This window comes from Streptomyces sp. NPDC005866, from assembly GCF_040629895.1.
In the GTDB taxonomy this organism is placed as follows: domain Bacteria; phylum Actinomycetota; class Actinomycetes; order Streptomycetales; family Streptomycetaceae; genus Streptomyces.
In genome coordinates, this window is the sequence record NZ_JBEXWP010000007.1 from 123066 (window position 1) to 142476 (window position 19411).

The window sequence follows — 19411 nt, forward strand, 5'->3', positions numbered from 1 at the left end:
CCATCACCAGGGGGCTGCGCCCCCAGACCCCGCTTCGGCCTGAACGGCCTCGTCCTCAAGCGTCGGACGGGCTGAGTACACCTGAGCTCTCTGCCGACCGAGTCGAGTGGTGGGTGAGCGAAGGTCTCTGCCGTCAGCCGCGGGTCAGGGAGAGGAGTTCGCGGGCCGGGCCGGTCGGGCGGTGGCCCGTGGGCCATACCGCCCTCAGGTCTCGGCGGAGCGCGATGCCCTCCACCGGGATGCTCACCAACCGCCGCATCGCCAGCTCCTCCCCCACCGCAAGTTCACTCAGGACCGCCGGCCCCGCGCCGCTCACCGCCGACGCCTTCACGGCCGTCGTGGACGACAGTTCGATCAGCGGGCGGGCCAGGCCGCCCAGTGCCACGTCGAGGACCTGACGGGTGCCGGAGCCGCGTTCGCGGAGGATCAGGGGGGTTGCCGCCAGCTCCTCCGCGGCCAGCGGGCGCCTGCGGCGGGCCCACGGGTGCGCGGGGGCCGTCACCACGATCAGGCGGTCGTGGGCGATCACCGCCGAGTCCAGGCCCCGCGGGACCGTCAGCCCCTCCACGAAGCCCAGGTCCGCCTCGTCCGCGAGCAGCCGTTCCGCCACCGCCGCCGAGTTGCCGGCGAGCAGGGACACCGCCGTGTCGGGGCGCTGGGCGCGCAGCGCGAGCAGCCAGCCGGGCAGGAGGTACTCGGCGATGGTCATGCTCGCCGCGACCCGTAGCCGCGAGTCCCGCCGGTCCCGCAGCGCCTGCGCGCCCGCGTCGAAGACCTCCGCCGCCTCCACCACCCGCCGCGCCCAGTCGGTCACCAGAGCCCCCGCGTCGGTGAGCCGGGAGCCGCGTGGTGAGCGGTCGACGAGGGCCACGCCCAGCTGCCGTTCCATCGAGCGGATCCGGCTGCTGGCCGCGGGCTGGGTGATACCGACCTCCCGGGCGGCCGCCCCGAGGCTGCCCAGCCGCGCCACCGCCAGGAGCAGTTCCAGCGCACCGAGATCCGGCACCCGGTGCGCCAGCGTGCCGCCTGCCGCCCGGTCCTCCGTCTCGCTCATAACCCCAGCTTATGCCCCCATAGAAACGGGCTCCCTGGTCGCGGCCCCGTACCGGCGGCACCGTTGGTCCCATGGTCACCACAGTCCGGTATCTCGGCCCCAACTGGTACGCCTCCGTGATGGGCACCGCAGCCCTCGCCCTCGGCGGCGGCGCGCTCGGCGTCGACGGCTTGCGCGAGCTCTTCGTCGGCCTCTGGGCACTGTCCCTGGTGCAACTCGTGGTCCTGCTGGCCGCCCGGGCCCTGCACTGGACCTACCACGCCGACCAGGCCCGCGCCCACCTCCGCGACCCCGCCATGGCCCCCTTCTACGGCTGCCTCTCCATGGCCCTGCTCGCGGTCGGCGCCGGTGCCCTCGCCCTCGGGCAGTACTGGATCGGCGAGCCCGCGGCCGTGGCGCTCGACTCCGTGCTGTTCGTCGCCGGTACGGCCGTGGGACTCGCGGCCGCAGTCGCCGTGCCGTACCTGATGGCCGTACGGCATCGGGTCGAGCCCGGTCAGGCCACCGCGGTGTGGCTGCTGCCGCTGGTCGCGCCCATGGTGTCGGCCGCGCTCGGGCCGCGGCTGGCGTCGCATCTGCCGCCCGGGCAGCCACGCGAGACCCTGCTCTACGGCTGCTTCACGCTCTTCGGGCTGAGCCTGCTGGCCACGCTGCTGATGCTGACGCTCGTCTTCGCCCGGCTGGTCACCACCGGTCCGCTGTCCCTCGCGCTCACTCCCACGATCTTCCTGGTGCTGGGCCCGCTCGGGCAGTCCACGACCGCGGTGGGCGCCTTCGCGGACCTCGCACCGGGGGTCGTCCCGGCCCAGGACGCCACCGGCTTCGGCCTCCTCGCCGTCCTCTACGGCGTTCCGGTCATGGGGTTCGCGCTGATGTGGCTGGCGCTGGCGGTCGCGCATGTGGTGCGGGCGTGGCGGCATGGCATGCGGTTCGCCATGACGTGGTGGGCCTTCACCTTCCCGGTGGGGACATGTGTCACGGGCGCCGCCGCACTGGCTCGGCACACCGGGCTCGCGGTGTACGACTGGCTGGCGGTGGGTCTGTACGCCGTGCTCGTCGCCGGATGGCTCGCGGCCGCCGCCGGCACCGTACGCGGGCTGCTCAGCGGCGAGCTGCTAGCAGGGCCTCGGCCAGTACGCGTGGCGCCTCTGCCAGTGACGGGCCGTACCACGTCAGGTGCCGTCCGCTGACCAGTGCGCAGGGCAGGCCGGGGAAGGCCTCCGGGCCGTCGTCGGCGGTGAAGCGGTAGGGCTCGTCCGGGAGGACGACCAGGTCGGGTCGCGCGTCGACCAGTTCCCCGACCGGGATGCGGGGATACCGCTCGGGGTGAGCGACGAACAGATTCTCAAGACCGAGCCGCCTGAGGACATCCCCCGCGAACGTGTCCCTGCCCAGGACCATCCACGGCCGCCGCCAGATCGGGACGACGGCCGTCGTACGCGATGCGGGGCCCGGGTTCGACCAGGCCGCCTCCGCCTCCTCCAGCCAGCGCGGACGGGTGCGCACACCGCACGCGGCCAGGACCCGGGCCAGCTCCCGGAAGGCCTGCGGTACCTCCCGCACCTCCGTGACCAGCACCTCCACGCCGGCCGTCCGCAGGGCGTCGAGGTCGGGGGCGCGGTTCTCCTCCTCGTTGGCGATCACCAGGTCGGGGGCGAGGGCGAGGACCCGGTCAAGGGCCGGGTTCTTGGTACCGCCGACACGGGTGACGTCGAGGGCGGCCGGGTGGGTGCACCAGTTCGTGGCGCCGACCAGGAGGCCCGGCGCGGACACGGCCACCGTCTCCGTGAGCGACGGGACCAGGGAGACCACCCGCATCAGCGGGGGCGGTCCTGGACCGCCTCGATGTGTTCCGCCACCGCCACCACGATCACCCGGGTGTCCGGGACCGTCGCACGCCAGCGGTGGCGGACTCCGCCGGTGAGGTAGAGGGTGTCGCCGCGCCCGAGGCGGTAGGCGCGGCCCTCGGCCTCGATCTCCACCGCGCCGTCGGCGACGTACATCAACTCGTCGTTGCGGTGCTGGAATTCGCGGCCGGCGTCATGGTCGCCGGTGAACTCCGAGGCGTGCAGTTGGTGGTGGCCGCGCACCAGGGAACGCACCTTGGGTACGAAGTCCGGATCGGTGGCGTCGGCGCGTACGACGTCCACGCTGCACGCCGGGTCGGCGGCGGCGAGGAGTTCGACGGCCGTGGTGCGCAGGGCGTCGGCGAGCTTCTCCAGGGAGGTGCGGCTGGGCCGGGCCCTGTCGTTCTCGATCTGGCTCAGGAAGGGCACCGACAGGCCGCTGCGCTCGGCCACGACGGCGAGGGTGAGCTCCAGCGCGCGGCGGCGCCGCCGGACTGCCGCGCCCACCCGCACGGGCTGCTGGTCCTTGTGGTCGCCCATCGCTCCGGCTCCCTCCTTGGCTCGTCGTTCCGTCCTACGGGTGCCCCTGGATCGGCCCGGGCCCCCTCTGATGGGTTCTCTGCACCCTACGCATGTTCGGCAAACCGTCGCAGGCGGCCGTCACATCCCCGTCACGCCGGGTGAGCGTGACCCTCACAGTTCGCGCCAGTAGACGAGCTCGCCGGACTCGCCGGGCGCGGACTCCTCCTTCGGGATGAAGACGCTGACCAGGAGGGCGGGACGGCCGTCGGGGTCGGTGAGCAGCGTGGCCGACGGATTGGCGAACGCGCGGCTGCCGCCGGGGGTGCGCAGGCTGAGCCGGTCGGCCCGGCCGGAGGCGGGGTCGTAGGCGTAGGTCGACCAGCTGCCGAAGTCGTCGCGCAGGCGCTGGCCCTCGATCAGGACGACGGGGCGCCCCAACAGTTCGATGCGCGAGCGGTCCCCGATGTTCCCGGCGGTGCCCCAGGCCAGGAGGGCCATGTCGAGGCGCTGATCCGGGCGGGCCCGCCAGACGGTGAAGTAGCGCAAGGTGGCGCGGAGTTGGCGGTCGGTGGCACAGTCGGCACGGTAGTGGCCGGTCAGTTCCACGACGTCACCGTGGACCGCGGTGATGTCCGGGGTGCCCTCGGCGCAGGGGGACAGGGAGCGGGGCGCGTCGAACGCGCGGTCGGCCGTGCCGGTCAGCAGGGCGGTGAGGCCTGGGTAGTGCCGTAGCGCTATGTGGTTGGCCGGATCCTTTTCGTAGGCGAGGACCCATCCGCCGGTGCCGTCGGTGTGCAGGGAGGGCTGGCTGGTGCCCGGGCCGAAGTCGTGGCGGCGGGTCCAGGTGCGCAGGTCGGTGGAGGTGGCGATGGCCGCGTGGAAGCGGCCGTCGGCGAGGGTGGTGTGGTAGACGGCGAGGTAGCCGCCGCCGTAGGCCTCGGGTATCGGGGTGATCTCGGCGGTGTCCATGGGGCGGCCGGTGTCGTCCCGGGCGTCGAAGTCCGCGCCGTCCGCCTGCGTCACATCCGCGGCGAGCTCCTCGAACCGGGCGGTGGCCACCGAGGCCGGATCCGGGCTCGCCTCGGAGAACCGCGGCACGGCCACCGCCGCCGTCAGCAGCAGCAGGAGGGGCAGAAACTGGCGGATCACGGGCTGCTCACAGAAACGGGCGGGGGCGGGGCGTCAGAGGCTACGGCCCCCGATCCCGCCCGGAGCAGGCCGGGAGAGGTGGGCTTCGACACATGGCCAATCCCGGCCGCGGACATCTGCCCCGGGCCCGGTCCCCTCCGCGGGCCCTGGCGATCCCCATCAACCCGGGACAGACCGTCAGACCTGGGACACCTCCCCCAGGCAGGTCTCCGCGTGCCCCGGCGATCCCAGCAGCCCCGGCACGGACCACCAGACCCAAGACATCTCCCCCAGGCCGGTCCCCGCCGAGCCCGGCGATCCCTATCGACCCCGGGACAGACCGTCAGACCCGGCACAGCTGCCCCAGGCCGCTCTCCGCCAGCCCCGGCGATCCCCATCAACCCGGGACGGACCACCAGACCCGAAGCATCTCTCCCAGGCCGGCCCCCTCCGACGCCGGCGATCCCTATCGACCCCGGGACAGACCGTCAGACCCGAGACATCTCCCCCAGGCCGGCCCCCTCCGACCCCGGCGATCCCTATCAACCCCGGGACAAACCATCAGACCCGAGACATCTCCCCCAGGCCGGCCCCCTCCGACCCCGGCGATCCCTATCAACCCCGGGACAGACCGTCAGACCCGGGATGTTCCCCGTCAACCCCGGCACGGACCATCAGCCCCGAGGACATCCGCCCCCGGGCCGGTCCCCTCCGACCCGGCGAGCCCCGTCAGCCGCGGGCTGGAGACCCCGAAGGCCCGGAGCCGGCCGGGCAGGACCCCCTGCAGGCCCGGAACCGGTTCCCGCAGGCTCGAAGCCCGTTCCGGCAGCCCGCCCCGGCGGCGGGCTCGGGAGGTGAGCGTCCCTCCGGTCACTTCGGGGTCGGTGCCCACTTGTCGACGAGGCCCGGGGTCCGCTTCAGCCAGGTGCGCACCGCGTCCTGTTCCTTGCCCTGGCCGGCCTTCTGGATCTCGGACTCCAGGCCGGTGAGCTGCTGCTCCGTCATCGAGAAGTCCTTGAGCCACTTGCCGACCTCGGGGTTGTCCTCGGCGAAGCCCTTGCGGGACAGGGTGTGCACGCCGTCGCCGGAGCCCCAGGCGCCCTGGGGGTCCTTCAGCTTCTTGAGGTCGTAGTCGCTGTAGGCCCAGTGCGGGGACCACAGCGTGACGAGGATCGGCTGCTTCTTGGCATAGGCCCGCTTGAGCTCGGCGAGCATCGCGGGTGTGGAGCCGTCGACGACCTGGTAGCTGCCGTCCAGGCCGTACTCCTTGAGGACCTTGGACTTGAGCAGGCCCATCATGCCGGCGCTGGGCTCGATGCCGACGACCTTCCCGCCGAACTCCGAGGCGTGGTTCTTCAGGTCGGCCAGGGAGTTCACGTCCTTCACGTACGACGGGACGGTCAGCTCCAGGGAAGTGGGGCCGTACCACGAGCCGAGGTCGTCGAGCTGCTTGCCGTACTTCTTCCAGTACTCGGCGTGCGTGGTGGGCAGCCAGGAGTCGGTCTCGAAGTCGAGCTGGCCGGTGGCGAGGCCGGTATAGAGGGGACCGGCCGCGTACTGGGTGGTGGTGACCTGGTAGCCGCGCTCCTCCAGGATCTCCTTCCAGAGGAAGGTGGAGGCGGTGCCCTCGTCCCAGGGGATGTAACCGATCTTGATCTCCTTGCCCTGGCCGATGTTCGTGGCGGACGCCTGGGTGGTGACGGAGGAGGGCCCGAAGACACCCATGCCGCCCGCTACCAGAGCGAGGACGACGACACCGACGACGGCGACGGCCGGGCGGGGGCGGTACGTCCAGGGAGTGGGGCGGACCTTGGCCGCGGCCCGGCGGCCCAGCGGGGAAAGCTGGGTGCCGAGCGCGCTGGTCATGCGGTCGAGGTAGATGGCGAGGACGACGATGCCGACGCCCGCCTCGAAGCCGAAGCCGATGTCGAGCTGGCCGATGGCCTCGTTGACGGCGCCGCCGAGGCCGCCGGTGCCGACCATGCCGGCGATGACGACCATCGACAGGCCCAGCATGATGACCTGGTTGACGCCGGCCATGATGGTCGGCAGCGCGAGCGGCAGCTGGACGCGCAGCAGGGTGTCCCTGGGTGTGGTGCCGAACGCCTCGGCGGCCTCGACCAGTTCGGCGTCGACCTGGCGGATGCCGAGTTCGGTCATGCGGACGCCGGGGGCGAGCGCGAAGATCAGGGTGGCGACGACGCCGGCGGCGGTGCCCAGGCCGAAGAAGAGGATGGCCGGGATCAGGAGGACCATCGAGGGCATGGTCTGGAGCAGGTCCAGGACCGGCCGTACGGTCGCGCTGACCGCCCTGGAGCGGGCCGCCCAGATGCCAAGTGGGACCGAGATGACCAGCGCGATCACGGTGGCGACCAGGACCAGCGCCAGGGTGGACATCGCGCGTTCCCACAGGTCGAGGGAGTCCACGAGCGCGAAACCGGCGAAGGCGAGGACACCCGCGGTCAGTCCGCGCAGCCACCAGGCCAGTACCGCCAAGATGCCTGCCAGCAGGAGGGGTTCGGGGGCGGTGAGGACGCTGTCGATGCCGTCGTACATGCCCTCGACGACCGCGCGGATCGCGTCGAAGAGCCAGGACATGTGCGCGACCAGCCAGTTCACGCCGGAGTCGACCCAGTCGCCGAGATGCAGCCTAGGCACGGGCGGTCACCTTCTCTCCGCCGTCGCAGACGACGGGTTCGCCCTCTTCCTCCGCGAGGAAGCCGACCAGACGCCCTCGCGGTACGACGCCCACGACAGCGTCGTCCTGGTCCAGGACGGCGACGGGGTGGGGCAACCGGGCGCTGAGCGCGCACAGTTCGGTGAACGGGGTGTCGGGTGTCGCGGTGACGCAGCCGCAGTTCGCCTCGTCGCCGTCCACGTCGGTGTCCATGACGGCGGCGGTGGTCAGCACCCGGGAGCGGTCGACGTCCCTGGTGAAGGACGCGACGTAGTCGTCGGCGGGGCGCAGCAGGATGTCCTCGGCGGTGCCGGTCTGGACGACACGGCCGTCACGCATCACGGCGATGCGGTCACCCAGGCGCATGGCCTCGTTGAGGTCGTGGGTGATGAAGACGATCGTCTTCTTCAGGGATTTCTGCAGTTCCAGGAGCTGGTCCTGCATGTCGCGGCGGATCAACGGGTCCAGCGCGCTGAACGACTCGTCCATGAGGAGCAGATCGGCGTCGGTGGCCAGGGCGCGGGCCAGGCCGACGCGCTGCTGCATGCCGCCGGACAGTTCGTCGGGCCAGGAGTCCTCCCAGCCGGCCAGTCCGCACAGGGCGAGCGCCTCGTCGGCGCGGCGGACGCGCTCGGCGCGGGGCACGCCCTGCACGGCCAGGCCGTAGGCGGCGTTGTCGCGGACGCTGCGGTGCGGGAAGAGCGCGAAGTGCTGGAAGACCATGCTGATCTTCTTCGAGCGCAGTTGGCGCAGTTCGCGGTCGGTGAGCGCGGTGAGGTCCTGGCCGTCGAAGCGGACCTTTCCAGCGGTCGGTTCCAGCAGGCCGTTGAGCATGCGCAGCAGGGTGGACTTGCCGGAGCCCGACAGGCCCATCACGACGAATATCTCGCCGGGGTCGACCTGGAAGGAGGTGTCGATCACGGCGGCGGTGGTGCCGTCGGCGCGCAGTTCCTCCCGGTCGGCGCCCTGGCGGAGCCGTTCCACCGCCGTGTCCGGTCGTCTGCCGAAGATCTTGTACAGGTGCTCGGTCTCTAGCCTGGGTGACACGCGAACCTCTCTCTCGGGGGCGCAGGGCCCTGGAAACGCAGGGCCCAGCGCCTCGGGGGCCTGGGACAGGAGCCGCGCCTGCCCTGTTCGGTGCAGGTCAAACGCACCAGTCGGCCAGGTCACGAGGTCTCCACAAGCCGCGGTGCGGGACGGAGCACCGGGTCGCCGTCAGTGCCGTACGGCATGATGCGAGGCGTGACCGCACGACTGATGCTTCTCGACACCGCCTCCCTGTACTTCCGCGCCTACTTCGGCGTCCCGGACTCCGTGAGGGCGCCGGACGGCACGCCGGTGAACGCCGTGCGCGGGCTGCTGGACTTCATCGACCGGCTGGTCAAGGACCACCGTCCGGACCGGCTGGTGGCGTGTATGGACGCCGACTGGCGGCCGGGGTGGCGGGTGGACCTCATCCCCTCCTACAAGGCCCACCGGGTCGCCGAGGAACGCGAGGCGGGGCCGGACGAGGAGGAGGTGCCGGACACCCTCTCCCCGCAGGTGCCGGTCATCGAGGAGGTGCTGGACGCGCTCGGCATCGCCCGGGTCGGCGTCGCGGGCTATGAGGCGGACGACGTGATCGGCACGTTCACCGCGCGCGCCGACGGCCCGGTCGACATCGTCACCGGCGACCGTGACCTCTACCAACTGGTGGACGACGAGCGCGGGGTGCGGGTGCTGTACCCGATCAAGGGCGTCGGCATGCTGCAGATGACGGACGAGGCGTGGCTGCGCGGGAAGTATGGGGTGGACGGACGCGGGTACGCGGATCTGGCGCTGCTGCGCGGCGACCCGAGCGACGGGCTGCCCGGTGTGCCGGGCATCGGTGAGAAGACGGCCGCCAAGCTGCTCGCCGAGTTCGGCGACCTCGCCGGCATCATGGCCGCCGTCGACGACCCGAAGGCCAGGCTCACACCGTCGCAGCGCAAACGGCTGGACGAGGCCCGGCCGTATGTGGCCGTCGCGCCGACGGTCGTCAGGGTCGCCGGGGACGTCCCGCTGCCGGACGTCGACACCACGCTGCCGAAGGTTCCGCGTGATCCGGCCCGGCTGGACGCGCTGTCGGCGCGGTGGGGGCTGGGCGGGTCGCTGCACCGGCTGCTGCTGACTCTCGGCGGGTGACCGTCGGAGAATGCCGGCAGAACATGCTCATCAAGTGTTCATGGAAGAGGTGTTAACTGAGAAAGGAGATGCTAACTTAGGTAAACCTAACCAGTGGAGCAGGGAGGCCGGTCATGGCAGAGCGCCCGGGACGTAAGCCGCGTAAGCCCCATTCCGCCCGGGTGGTGCGCACCGAGCGGCTGACCCCGCATATGCAGCGCGTCGTTCTCGGCGGTGACGGACTGGTCGGCTTCGCCGCGGACACCTGCACTGATCATTATGTGAAAATCCTCTTCGGCCCGGAAGGCGTCACTTACCCGGAGCCCTTCGACCTGGAGCGGATCCGCGCCGAGTTCCCGCGCGAGCACTGGCCGGTGACCCGCACCTACACGGTGCGTTCCTGGGATGCCGAACACCGTGAGCTGACGCTGGACTTCGTCGTACACGGCGACGAGGGCCTGGCCGGACCCTGGGCGTGCCGCGTCCAGCCCGGCGAGACCGTGCGCTTCATGGGTCCCGGCGGCGCCTATGCCCCCGACACGGACGCCGACTGGCATCTGCTCGCCGGGGACGAGAGCGCGCTGCCCGCGATCGCCCGCTCCCTGGAGTCCCTGCCCGCCGGGGCGAGGACCTTCGCGTTCATCGAGGTCTCCGGCCCCGAGGAGGAGCAGAAGATCGACTCCGATGTGGAGGTCGTCTGGCTGCACCGGGGCGAGCGGCCCATCGGCGAGGCGCTGGTCGCGGCCGTGCGGGCGCTGGAGTTTCCGGAGGGCCGGGTGCACGCCTTCGTCCACGGCGAGGCGAGCTTCGTGAAGGAGCTGCGGGCCCTGCTGCGCGTCGAGCGCCAGATCCCGCGCGAGGACCTGTCGATCTCCGGCTACTGGCGCCTCGGTCACAACGAGGACGGCTGGCAGGCCTCCAAGCGCGAGTGGAACGCCCGCATCGAGGCGGAGCAGGAGGGCGGCGGAGCGGCCGCCGCCTGAGAAACCCGCGAAGCCACGCCCACCGCACGGGCCTTGCGCGGTGGGCATTGAGACCGGCGGCACCCGGAGGTGCCGCCGCTCCCGTGTCGGTCACACCGAGCGCTGGTACGACCGGAAGGTCCTGATCGACAGCCATACGGCCGCGACCGCCAGCGCCAGCAGCGCGCCGCCGCGGCCGAGCACCGCACCCCAGTCGGGATCCGCCGACATCGCCGAACGCCCCGCCACCATCGCCCAGTCGAGCGGATCGAAGTCGGCTGTGTGCCGCATCCAGCCGGGCATCTGGGACGGCGCCATGAAGGCGCTGGACAGGAAGGTCAGCGGCAGCAGCAGGAAGGTGTTGATCCCGATGATCGACTCCCGCTCCCGCACCAGCATGCCGAGCGCGTTGGACAGTGCCCCGAAGACGGTGCCGAGCAGTACGGCGGCCACCACCAGAACCCCTACGCCCCCGATCCCGCCCGGGTAGTCGGCGCCGCCCAGCAGGCCGAGCAGCACGATGATCAGCGACTGGCCGGCGGTGACCAGGCCGTTGTTCACCACGTTGCCGTTCATCAGCGCGGCCCATCTGACCGGTGTGGTCAGGAAGCGGTCGAGGGTGCCCCGCTGGATCTCTTCCAGGGTGCCCATGCCCGCCCACAGGTTGGAGCTGAGGGCGCTCATCACGACCACCCCGGCACCAGGTAGGCGAGATAGCTGGTGGCGCCGAAGCCGCCCAGCTCGACAACCCGCTTGAAGAGGTTGCCGAACAGGAACAGCCAGACGATGTATCGCGATCACGGGGCTCCACAAGGGCGTGAGGACTTGGGCCCGCCCCGGACATGCCGGTGTGACGCCGTCGAAACAGCGCGTACCTAATTTCTGTCGCCCGACAGGAAATCCGCCTGACAGGCAGGTATCGCCGTGACGACCACCGACGACCGCTCCCTGAAGGAGACCGACGACCACTCCCTGGAGGAGTTCGGCTACCGCCAGGAGCTGCACCGCAGCCTCGGCCGGTACGCCTCGTTCGCCGCCGGGTTCTCCTTCATCTCCGTACTGACGACCGTCTTCCAGTTCTTCGCCTTCGGGTACGCGTTCGGCGGCCCGGTCTTCTTCTGGGCCTGGCCGGCCGTGCTGGTCGGCCAGTTGCTGGTGGCCGCCTGCTTCGCCGAGCTCGCCGGGCGCTATCCGATCTCGGGCGCGATCTACCAGTGGTCCTCACGCCTGTCCAACCCGTCCTTCGGCTGGTTCGCCGGCTGGATCATGGTGATCGGACAGATCGTGGTGGTCGCGGCGGCGGCGCTGGCCCTGCAGATGGTGCTGCCCGCGCTCTGGTCCGGCTTCCAGCTCATCGGCACGGACGCCGCGCCGACCTCAGCCGACGGAGCCGCCAACGCGGCCGTCCTGGGCGTTGTCCTGCTGGTGCTGACCACCCTCGTGAACATCCTGGACAACCGCGTGATGTCCCTGATCAACCGGGTCGGAGTGACCGCCGAGATCATCGGCGCGGTGCTGATCGTCGTGCTGCTGCTCACCCACTCCAAACGCTCCCCCGGCATCACGTTCCACACCGGGACGGCCGCCGAGGGAGGCCTGCTGGGTGCGCTGCTGGTCGGTTCGTTCACGGCCGCGTACGTGATGATCGGCTTCGACAGCGCGGGCGAGATGAGCGAGGAGACGCACCAGCCGCGACGGACGGCGCCGCGGACGATCCTGACGGCGTTGGGGGCGGCGGGGTTGCTGGGCGGCCTGGTCGTCCTCGCCGGTCTGCTGGCCGCGCCGAGCCTGACCGACGGGCACCTGGGGGTCGACGGACTGAGCTACGTCCTGACCAGCAGCCTCGGCGACGGGCTGGGGCGGGCGCTGCTGGCCGACGTGGTGGTGGCGATCGCGGTCGCGACGCTGGCGATCCAGACCGCGGCCTCTCGCATGCTGTTCTCCATGGCGCGTGACGGGCAGCTGCCGTTCGCCGGCCGGCTGGCGCGGGTGAATCCCCGTACGGGGATGCCCGGGGCGCCGGCCGTGGTGGTGGGGGTGCTGGCCGCCGCGTTGCTGCTGCTCAACTTCGCCTCGCCGGACGCGTTCCTGGCGATCGGGACGACGTGCATCGTGATGCTGTACCTCGCGTATGCGATGGTCACCGGGCCGCTGCTGGTGCGACGGCTGCGGGGTGAGTTCCGCGCCGAGGGGACGGACGAGACCGGGGCGCCGTTGTTCTCGCTGGGGCGGTGGGGGGTGCCGGTCAATGCGGTCGCACTGCTGTACGGGCTGGTGATGACCGTGAATCTGGCGTGGCCTCGGGGGGCGGTGTACGACCCGGCGGGGGGTCACTGGTACTTCCGGTGGTTCACCGTGCTGTTCTTGACGGTGACGGTCGGGCTGGGCGCGGTGTGGCGACTCACCCGTGCGGAGTCCCGAGCGGCGGTCGCCGTGCCGGAGCCTGTGGCGTAGCCGTTCGGGTACGGGTTCTCGACGCACCTCCACATACCCTGACTGCAATGCGACGTAAGACCCCGATCCCGCCTTCCCCCCTCCGCCAGCGCCGAGGGGTGGACCCCGTACGGATCCGGTTGCCCTTCTCCGACGACTGGGCCACCGTCGGTGACTACCTCGTGGCCCGGCTCTCCGGAGCCGCGCCGGGCGCCGTCGCGGAGATGCTGGACTCGGGGTTGGTCATGGGCGCCGACGGACACCCCGTCGGCGCCCGCACGCCCTACGCCCCCGGCCTCTACCTCTGGTTCCACCGAGACCTGCCCCCCGAAGCCCCCGTCCCCTTCCCCGTCGAGGTCGTCCACCGCGACGCTCACCTCGTCGTCGCCGACAAACCGCACTTCCTCGCCACCACCCCACGCGGCAGTCACGTCACCGAGACCGCCCTGGCCCGGCTGCGCCGGGAGCTGGGCCTCCCGGAGCTGGGGGCGGCGCACCGGCTGGACCGGCTCACCGGCGGGCTCGTGCTGTTCACGGTGCGGCCCGAGGAGCGGGGTGCCTACCAGACGTTGTTCAGCGAGCGGCGGGTGCGCAAGGAGTACGAGGCGATCGCGCCGTACGATCCCTCACTCGCCGTTCCCCGGACCGTGCGCAGCCGGATCCTCAAGGAGCGCGGGGTGCCGGCGGCGCGGGAGGTCGAGGGCGAACCCAACGCGGAGACGTTCGTCGAACTCGTCGAGCACAAAGGCGCGTTGGCGCGGTACCGGCTCACCCCGCTCACCGGGCAGACCCATCAGCTGCGCGTCCATATGAGCGCCTTGGGCGTGCCGATTCTCGGGGATCCGCTGTATCCCGAGGTGACCGGCCCCGTGCCGGACGGTGACTTCCGGCGCCCGCTGCAACTGCTGGCCCGGAGGCTGGAGTTCACCGATCCGGTCACGGGGGTGGAGCACCGGCTGCGCAGCGGGCGGACGCTGCGGGCCTGGGAGGCGTACGAGGACTGGGCCGGTGTCTAGGCCGGTCAGTGACCGAGCCACCAGCGGCGCAGCCGGGGCCAGATGCCGCGCGGCTCGGGCGCCGGTTCCGGGGCTGGCGTGGCCGCGGGTTCCGGTCGGGGCGGGGCCGCCTGGGGCTCGGGGGCCGGTGCGGGAGCTGCCGGGCGGGCGGTGCCGACCTGCCAGTCGTTGCGCTGCGGCGGGACCAGCGCGGGGCTCGGCATGAGGGTCACGTCCTGCTTGGGCTTCGGGTCGAAGCGCACCGGCAGTTCCACCAGGTGCCGGGACGCGATGGAGGCGCGCCAGCGCAGCTCCTCCTCCTCGCAGTCGAGCTGGATGTCGGACAGCCGGGTCAGCAGCTGGTCGACCCCGACGTCCGCGATGGCACGGCCGATGTCCTGACCGGGGCACTCGTGCGGGCCGCCGCCGAAGGCGAGGTGGGAGCGGTTGCCCTGCATGTTGGCGTTCAGGTCGGGGCGGACGCGCGGGTCGACGTTGCCCGGCGCCGGCGCGTAGAGCAGCCCGTCGCCCTTGCGGATGCGCTGGCCGCCGAGTTCGGTGTCCTGCTTGGCGAAGTAGGCGAAGACCGTGCTGAACGGCGGTTCGTCCCACAGGGACTGCTCGATCGCCTCCGGCACCGTCATCTGGCCGCCGTTGAGCTGGGCGCGGAAGCCCGGCTCGGTGAGGACCATGCGCAGCGCGTTGGCCAGGAGGTTGGCGGTGGTCTCGTAGGCGGCGATGAGAACGACCCGCAGGTGCTGGGCGACCTCGTCGTCGTTGAGTCCGGCGGGGTGTGTGATGAGGTGGCTGGCGAAGTCGTCCTCGGGGCGGGCCCGGCGGCGGGCGGTGAGCCGGGTCAGACAGCCCATGACGTACTCGTTGCTGGCGATCGCGGTCTCGGTGCCCTTGAGCATGTCCCGGGCGGCCTCCACGATCCGGTCGTTGTACTCCTCGGGCATGCCGAGCAGTTCGCACATGACCGCCATCGGCAGGTGCTCGGAGTACTGGGAGACCAGCTCGGCGCGGCCCCTCTGGCAGAACTCGTTGACCAGCAACTGGGTGTAGCGGCCGATGAGGCGGCGGATGCTGCGGTGGTCGATGGTGGTCATGGCGCCCATGACGGCCACGCGCAGCCGCATGTGTTCCTCGCCCTCGGCGTGGGAGCAGATGGGCTGCCAGGCGATGTGCGGCATGAGCGGGTGGTCGGGTTTGACCATGCCCTCCCGCAGCGGGGTCCAGATGCGGCTGTCGCGGGTGTAGACGGCGGGGGTGCGGACCATCTGGAGGTTCTCGGTGAGTCCGAGGACCGCCCAGATCGGTACGTCGTCGTGGAGCAGGACGGGCGCCACGGCGCCGTGCTCCTCGCGCAGTTTCTCGTACAGCTCGCTCAGGTGGTCGGCGTCGGCGCCGTAGAGCCGTTGCAGCCCGCCGGGTCCGCGGTCGTGCGCCGGGCAGCCGGGTGGCGGGGCCGGGTCCGTGCTGGTGCCGGCCGGGGAGGGGGATTCAGGCGTCACAGTGATCGCTCCGGAAGGGGTGTCAGGTGAGCGCGCCGGTCATGGCGAGCGAGTGCAGGAAGCGCACCAGGGTCATCAGGACGTCCCGGCTGGAGGCCCGGCGGCGGGCGTCGCAGTCCACGATGGGGATCTCGGGGGGCAGGTCCAGCGCGGTGCGCAGTTCCTCGATGGGGTAACGGGGTGCGTCCGGGAAGGAGTTGACGGCGACGACGAACGGCACTCCGCGTTCCTCCAGGCGTCCCATGACGTCGAAGCTGACTTCCAGGCGCCGGGTGTCGATGAGCACGACCGCGCCGAGGGCGCCTTCGAACAGGCCGTTCCACAGGAACCAGAAGCGCTCCTGGCCGGGGGTGCCGAAGAGGTAGAGGACCAGCTGGTCGGTGATGCTGATACGGCCGAAGTCCATGGCCACGGTGGTGGCGGTCTTCGAGTCGGAGCCGTAGTTGTCGTCGACCCCGATGCCGGCCTGGGTCATGGTCTCCTCGGTGGTCAGCGGTCTGATCTCGCTGACGGAACCGACCATGGTGGTCTTGCCGACTCCGAAGCCGCCGACAATCACGATCTTCACCGCGGCCTGCGTGGTGTGCGGCAGCTGGTCCTCGGTGCGGGGGCCGGGGATCGTGTCAGAGCTTTTGAAGTCCATGCATCACCGCTTCGAGAAGTGAACGGTCGGGGAGCGCCTGGCGGACGATCGGGGCGCGCGCCTGCACCAGTTCGGCCGTGATCAGCTCGGTGATCAGTGCCGTCATCGCGCTGAACGGCAGATTGAGGTAGGCCGAGAGCTCGGCCACGGACAGGGGGGCCAGACAGAGCCGGAGCAGCACCGCCTGCTCCGGGGTGACCGAGGGCGGGGGGTCGGCGCGCGCCACGATTAAGGTGACCAGGTCGAGTTCGGCCCGTGCGCCGTCGGCGCCGCTGATGACGTAGAGCCGCTCGGGGTTCTTGTTGTCGCCGTCCTCGCCGCCGTTCTCGGGGGCCGGCGGCGTGGGCGGGAGCGGTGGCGGCAGGTGATCCGGTTTGGACCGACGCCGTTTTCGCTGCGGAGGAGTCATACGGTCTGCCCGTTCCGCCTGGGCGGACTGGTGAGATGGGCACCGATCCGGACCACGAGGTCGCGCATCATCTCGCTCATCCGGCCGGGTTCGCAGGTCACGTCGGCGAGCACCGCGAGGTAGGCGTTGGCGCCGGCGGACATGAGGTAGAAGTAGCCCCGGTCGATCTCGATCAGGACGAGGTTCATGTCGCCGTTGCTGATCGGGAGTTCCTGGGCGACGGCACTGGCCAGGCTCTGCACGCCCGCGCAGGCCGCGGCGAGCCGGTCGGCGGCGTCGGGGTCGCCGCCGTGCCGGGCGATGCGCAGTCCGTCGGCGGAGAGCACGACGATCATCTCGACGCCCGGTACCCCGTCCGAGAGTTGCTTGAGCATCCAGTCGAAGTTGCCTCGCTGCTGGATCACTTGAGGTCCCCCTGGTCGTCGGCGTCGGTGCCGGCCGGATCGTTGATCAGATGCAGGTACTTGGTCGGGTTCCGGGTGAAGTCGGTCGGGTGGACCCCCGGGTTGTTCTTCTTGAGTCCCTCCCAGAAGGCGTCGACCCAGAGCCCGGGCTCGCGGCGTTCGGGCTCCGGTTCCTCGGGCTCGGGCTCCTTGTGCTGCGACCAGATGGTCGGGTTGCCCTCGCGCTCGGCGCGCTCGATGGCGGCCTGCTCGGCGAGCCGCTGACTGAGCGGCATCTTCATCCTGCTGCGCCGCTGCGGCAGTCCGCCCGCTGTCCACTCGGTGACCTCGGGGACGTCGTCCTCCATGGAGATGCCGGCGGGGATGCGGGGGCTGGTGGGCCGGCGCTTCTTGGGGGGCCGCTTGGGGCCTTCGAGGGCGCCGAGTTCCGGCTTCGGGATGCCGGTGGCGCCGATACCGTGGGCGATGCCGGGTGCCGGGTCGGTGGTCATCATGTCGCTGGGCACGATGAGGACGGCCCGGACGCCGCCGTACGCCGAGGCGCGCAGCGAGACGTCCATGTCGTACGTCGTGCAGAGGCGGCCCACGACGGAGAGGCCCAGGCGCGGGTTCTCGCCGAGGACCTGGATGTCCTTGCCCTGTTTGGCCTTCTCCAGGATGCCCTCGAGGCGGGTGCGGGCCTCCTCGTTGAGGCTGACGCCGGCGTCCTCGATCTCGATGCACACGCCGGACTGCACCTCGACGGCGGTGACGTGCACCTTGGTGGAGGGCGGTGAGTAGCGGGTGGCGTTGTCGAGGAGTTCGGCGGCCGCGTGGATGAGCGGTTCGACCGAGGTGCCCTTGATGTTGACCTGGCAGATGGAGTGCAGCTCGATGCGCCGGTACTCCAGGATCCGGGACATGGCGCCGCGCAGCACGCTGTAGAGTGCGACGGGGTTCGGCCACTGTCGGCCGGGGCGGCCGCCGCCGAGCACGGAGACCGAGTCGGCGAGGCGCCCGATCAGCGCGGTGCCGTGGTCGATGCGCAGCAGGTCGTCGAAGACCTCGGGGTTGCGGCCGTGGTCCTCCTCCATCTCCCGCAGTTCGTGTGCCTGCTGGTGGACGATGGCCTGGACGCGCCGGGCGACGCTGACGAACGAGCGCTCCAGGGAGTCTCGCTGGAGGTCTTCCTCGTCGACGATGTCGAGCATGATGCGGATCAGCCGGCGCTGCGACTCGGGGGCGTGGCCCAGCTGGGGGTCGAGGTCGAAGACCTGGCGAATCACCTCTTTGGGCGACTCGCCGGCCTTCAGCCGGTAGAGCGCGGTCGGGAAGACCTCTTTGCCGAGGCGGTCGATCTCCTCGTCGCTCGCGGCGAGGCGCCGTTCCAGGTACGCGCTGTGACGGGCGTGCTCGGTCCGGGCGTCCTGGAGCTTACGGCCGCGGCGCACCGCTTCGGCCGCCGTCGCGAGCACCAGCAGCATGCCGACGGCCCCGCACACGCCGACGGCGGTCCGGGCGGCCTCCGCCACCAGGACGACGGCGGCGGCGGTCGCCGCGGCCATCAGTATGGCGGGCAGCAACAGCACCCGCGCCAGGGAGATTTCACGGCCATTGGGAGGCGATTGCACACTCACCATGTATGCCTTCTGAGACGAATCGGCTGGGTGTCGGGGAAGTTCGTGGGGGGAAGGTTCATGGAGCAGTCAGGATCTTCCGTATGTTTGGGAACAGGCGCACGAATTCACCTCAACTCGGTGCGCCGCGGGCGAGCTTAGTCCGACCGGATCAGCGCCGTGGCATATTCGGCAAGCACCTCCAAGCACCCGAAGGACTGGAGTACCCTCGGTCGTTTTGCACGCAGGGCATTTGTTCGTACACGTTGCGTTACGGCGTACGGATGTACGAGGATGACTCACCGTGACGGGTGAAACAGCCCTCCGAGCCGAAACCTCCGCGGGGACCAGACGCCCCCGACAGGCGGCGCGGCCGCCGGGTTCAGACCCCGGCGATCCGCAGCGCGGCGTCGGCCGTGGCGCGGGCGAACTCGTGGACGGGACGCTCCGGTTCGGAGCGGTGGATGAGGATGACGCTCTCGATCAGCCCGAAGACGAGATCGGTCCGCAGCTCCAGCTCTCCCTTGGCCAGCCCCCCGCCGGCTGTCGTGGCGCCGATCAACTGCCGGTAGGCGTCCCTGAGTTCATCCCGTACGGCATGGAACCCTGCGAACCGCTCGGTGTGCACCTCGGGCAGCAGGTAGAGCGCGCCCAGGTTGTGCGGCCCGGTGCACAGCAGCTCCACGTCGGCCCGGCACAGGGCCCGCAGCCGCTCCTCGGCCGGTGTCACGTCGTCCGCGAGCAGCTCACGCGCACAGTCCAGCGACGGGGTGACGGTGGACTCCAGCAGCTCGGCGAGCAGTTCCTCCTTGCCGGAGACGTAGTGGTACATCGACGCCTGCCGCATGCCCGCCCGCTCGGCGACGGCCCGGGTGGTGGTGGCCGCGTAGCCGCGGGTGGTGAACAACTCGGCCGCCGCCACGAGCAGTTCGGCCCGCGGATCCAGTCCGCTGTCCGGCCGCTGCGCCGCCCGCGGCCGGCCGACCCGTCGGCCACTGCTCGTCCCCATGCGTTCGATCCTCGCACACGGCACCGTACGACGATCACCACGTTGCCCGGCGGCCGGGCCGCGCTCCCCCGGTGAGC

Annotated in this window: 17 protein-coding genes and 1 pseudogene; 5 read left to right on the top strand and 13 right to left on the bottom strand. The window is 71.2% G+C overall.

What is annotated here, in order from left to right; all coding sequences use genetic code 11:
• Window positions 1-133 precede the first annotated feature (133 nt).
• On the bottom strand, window positions 134-1054 hold the full coding sequence (locus ABZ396_RS13025; RefSeq protein ID WP_358915284.1) for a LysR family transcriptional regulator: 921 nt from the start codon (window positions 1052-1054) through the stop codon (window positions 134-136).
• 71 nt (window positions 1055-1125) lie between these two features.
• Between ABZ396_RS13025 and ABZ396_RS13030 the strand changes: the two genes are divergently transcribed.
• A complete protein-coding gene (locus ABZ396_RS13030) occupies window positions 1126-2244 on the top strand; it encodes a TDT family transporter (protein ID WP_358915285.1) in 1119 nt (372 codons plus the stop codon).
• On the opposite strand, the gene ABZ396_RS13035 is transcribed toward ABZ396_RS13030, so the two are convergent.
• From ABZ396_RS13035 to ABZ396_RS13055, 5 genes are all read right to left on the bottom strand, one after another.
• On the bottom strand, window positions 2156-2872 hold the full coding sequence (locus ABZ396_RS13035) for a helical backbone metal receptor (RefSeq protein WP_358915286.1): 717 nt from the start codon (window positions 2870-2872) through the stop codon (window positions 2156-2158). The two genes, ABZ396_RS13030 and ABZ396_RS13035, sit on opposite strands and share 89 nt — an antisense overlap.
• Window positions 2872-3441, bottom strand: a complete 570-nt coding sequence (locus ABZ396_RS13040) for an XRE family transcriptional regulator (protein ID WP_358915287.1) — start codon at window positions 3439-3441, stop codon at window positions 2872-2874. Before ABZ396_RS13040 ends, ABZ396_RS13035 begins: the two co-directional genes overlap by 1 nt.
• A 153-nt stretch (window positions 3442-3594) precedes the next feature.
• The gene (locus tag ABZ396_RS13045; protein ID WP_358915288.1) at window positions 3595-4572 is read right to left on the bottom strand and encodes a hypothetical protein; all 978 of its coding nucleotides are present in this window, start codon (window positions 4570-4572) and stop codon (window positions 3595-3597) included.
• Window positions 4573-5421: 849 nt separating this feature from the next.
• Entirely contained in the window at window positions 5422-7209 is a 1788-nt protein-coding gene (locus ABZ396_RS13050) for an ABC transporter permease/substrate binding protein (RefSeq protein WP_358915289.1), read from the bottom strand.
• Complete coding sequence (locus ABZ396_RS13055) at window positions 7202-8275, bottom strand: glycine betaine/L-proline ABC transporter ATP-binding protein (protein WP_358915290.1); 1074 nt, start codon at window positions 8273-8275, stop codon at window positions 7202-7204. Before ABZ396_RS13055 ends, ABZ396_RS13050 begins: the two co-directional genes overlap by 8 nt.
• 171 nt (window positions 8276-8446) lie before the next feature.
• On the opposite strand from ABZ396_RS13055, the gene ABZ396_RS13060 reads away from it, so the two are divergent.
• The gene (locus ABZ396_RS13060) at window positions 8447-9391 is read left to right on the top strand and encodes a 5'-3' exonuclease (RefSeq protein WP_358915291.1); all 945 of its coding nucleotides are present in this window, start codon (window positions 8447-8449) and stop codon (window positions 9389-9391) included.
• 113 nt (window positions 9392-9504) lie between these two features.
• Entirely contained in the window at window positions 9505-10353 is an 849-nt protein-coding gene (locus tag ABZ396_RS13065; protein ID WP_358915292.1) for a siderophore-interacting protein, read from the top strand.
• A gap of 90 nt (window positions 10354-10443) precedes the next feature.
• On the opposite strand, the pseudogene ABZ396_RS13070 reads toward ABZ396_RS13065, so the two are convergent.
• A pseudogene (locus ABZ396_RS13070) lies at window positions 10444-11120 on the bottom strand (ABC transporter permease); the annotation flags it as partial.
• Window positions 11121-11256: 136 nt separating this feature from the next.
• On the opposite strand from ABZ396_RS13070, the gene ABZ396_RS13075 reads away from it, so the two are divergent.
• Window positions 11257-12786 (top strand): amino acid permease, encoded by a 1530-nt coding sequence (locus ABZ396_RS13075; protein ID WP_358915293.1) that lies wholly within the window; start codon window positions 11257-11259, stop codon window positions 12784-12786.
• 47 nt (window positions 12787-12833) lie between these two features.
• Window positions 12834-13781, top strand: a complete 948-nt coding sequence (locus tag ABZ396_RS13080) for an RluA family pseudouridine synthase (RefSeq protein ID WP_358915294.1) — start codon at window positions 12834-12836, stop codon at window positions 13779-13781.
• 5 nt (window positions 13782-13786) lie between these two features.
• Here the strand turns inward: ABZ396_RS13080 and ABZ396_RS13085 are convergent, their stop codons facing one another.
• The 6 genes from ABZ396_RS13085 to ABZ396_RS13110 form a co-directional block, all read right to left on the bottom strand.
• Window positions 13787-15274, bottom strand: a complete 1488-nt coding sequence (locus ABZ396_RS13085) for a cytochrome P450 (RefSeq protein ID WP_358915295.1) — start codon at window positions 15272-15274, stop codon at window positions 13787-13789.
• Between the two features lie 22 nt (window positions 15275-15296).
• The gene (locus ABZ396_RS13090; protein WP_358915296.1) at window positions 15297-15917 is read right to left on the bottom strand and encodes an ATP/GTP-binding protein; all 621 of its coding nucleotides are present in this window, start codon (window positions 15915-15917) and stop codon (window positions 15297-15299) included.
• Window positions 15898-16326, bottom strand: coding sequence for a DUF742 domain-containing protein (locus ABZ396_RS13095; protein ID WP_358915297.1), 429 nt, complete (start codon window positions 16324-16326; stop codon window positions 15898-15900). The genes ABZ396_RS13090 and ABZ396_RS13095 overlap by 20 nt, the downstream gene beginning before the upstream one ends.
• On the bottom strand, window positions 16323-16730 hold the full coding sequence (locus ABZ396_RS13100) for a roadblock/LC7 domain-containing protein (RefSeq protein WP_358915299.1): 408 nt from the start codon (window positions 16728-16730) through the stop codon (window positions 16323-16325). The genes ABZ396_RS13095 and ABZ396_RS13100 overlap by 4 nt, the downstream gene beginning before the upstream one ends.
• Window positions 16727-18349 (bottom strand): ATP-binding protein, encoded by a 1623-nt coding sequence (locus ABZ396_RS13105; protein WP_358915301.1) that lies wholly within the window; start codon window positions 18347-18349, stop codon window positions 16727-16729. The genes ABZ396_RS13100 and ABZ396_RS13105 overlap by 4 nt, the downstream gene beginning before the upstream one ends.
• 358 nt (window positions 18350-18707) lie before the next feature.
• Complete coding sequence (locus ABZ396_RS13110) at window positions 18708-19334, bottom strand: helix-turn-helix domain-containing protein (RefSeq protein ID WP_358915303.1); 627 nt, start codon at window positions 19332-19334, stop codon at window positions 18708-18710.
• Window positions 19335-19411: the final 77 nt, after the last annotated feature.

What these genes read in the sequence shown, in the direction of transcription:
- ABZ396_RS13025 (WP_358915284.1), bottom strand. Translation starts at nt 1,054, where the DNA reads ATGAGCGAGACGGAGGACCGGGCGGCAGGCGGCACGCTGGCGCACCGG.
- ABZ396_RS13030 (WP_358915285.1), top strand. Translation starts at nt 1,126, where the DNA reads ATGGTCACCACAGTCCGGTATCTCGGCCCCAACTGGTACGCCTCCGTG.
- ABZ396_RS13035 (WP_358915286.1), bottom strand. Translation starts at nt 2,872, where the DNA reads ATGCGGGTGGTCTCCCTGGTCCCGTCGCTCACGGAGACGGTGGCCGTG.
- ABZ396_RS13040 (WP_358915287.1), bottom strand. Translation starts at nt 3,441, where the DNA reads ATGGGCGACCACAAGGACCAGCAGCCCGTGCGGGTGGGCGCGGCAGTC.
- ABZ396_RS13065 (WP_358915292.1), top strand. Translation starts at nt 9,505, where the DNA reads ATGGCAGAGCGCCCGGGACGTAAGCCGCGTAAGCCCCATTCCGCCCGG.
- ABZ396_RS13080 (WP_358915294.1), top strand. Translation starts at nt 12,834, where the DNA reads ATGCGACGTAAGACCCCGATCCCGCCTTCCCCCCTCCGCCAGCGCCGA.
- ABZ396_RS13090 (WP_358915296.1), bottom strand. Translation starts at nt 15,917, where the DNA reads ATGGACTTCAAAAGCTCTGACACGATCCCCGGCCCCCGCACCGAGGAC.
- ABZ396_RS13095 (WP_358915297.1), bottom strand. Translation starts at nt 16,326, where the DNA reads ATGACTCCTCCGCAGCGAAAACGGCGTCGGTCCAAACCGGATCACCTG.
- ABZ396_RS13105 (WP_358915301.1), bottom strand. Translation starts at nt 18,349, where the DNA reads ATGGTGAGTGTGCAATCGCCTCCCAATGGCCGTGAAATCTCCCTGGCG.
- ABZ396_RS13110 (WP_358915303.1), bottom strand. Translation starts at nt 19,334, where the DNA reads ATGGGGACGAGCAGTGGCCGACGGGTCGGCCGGCCGCGGGCGGCGCAG.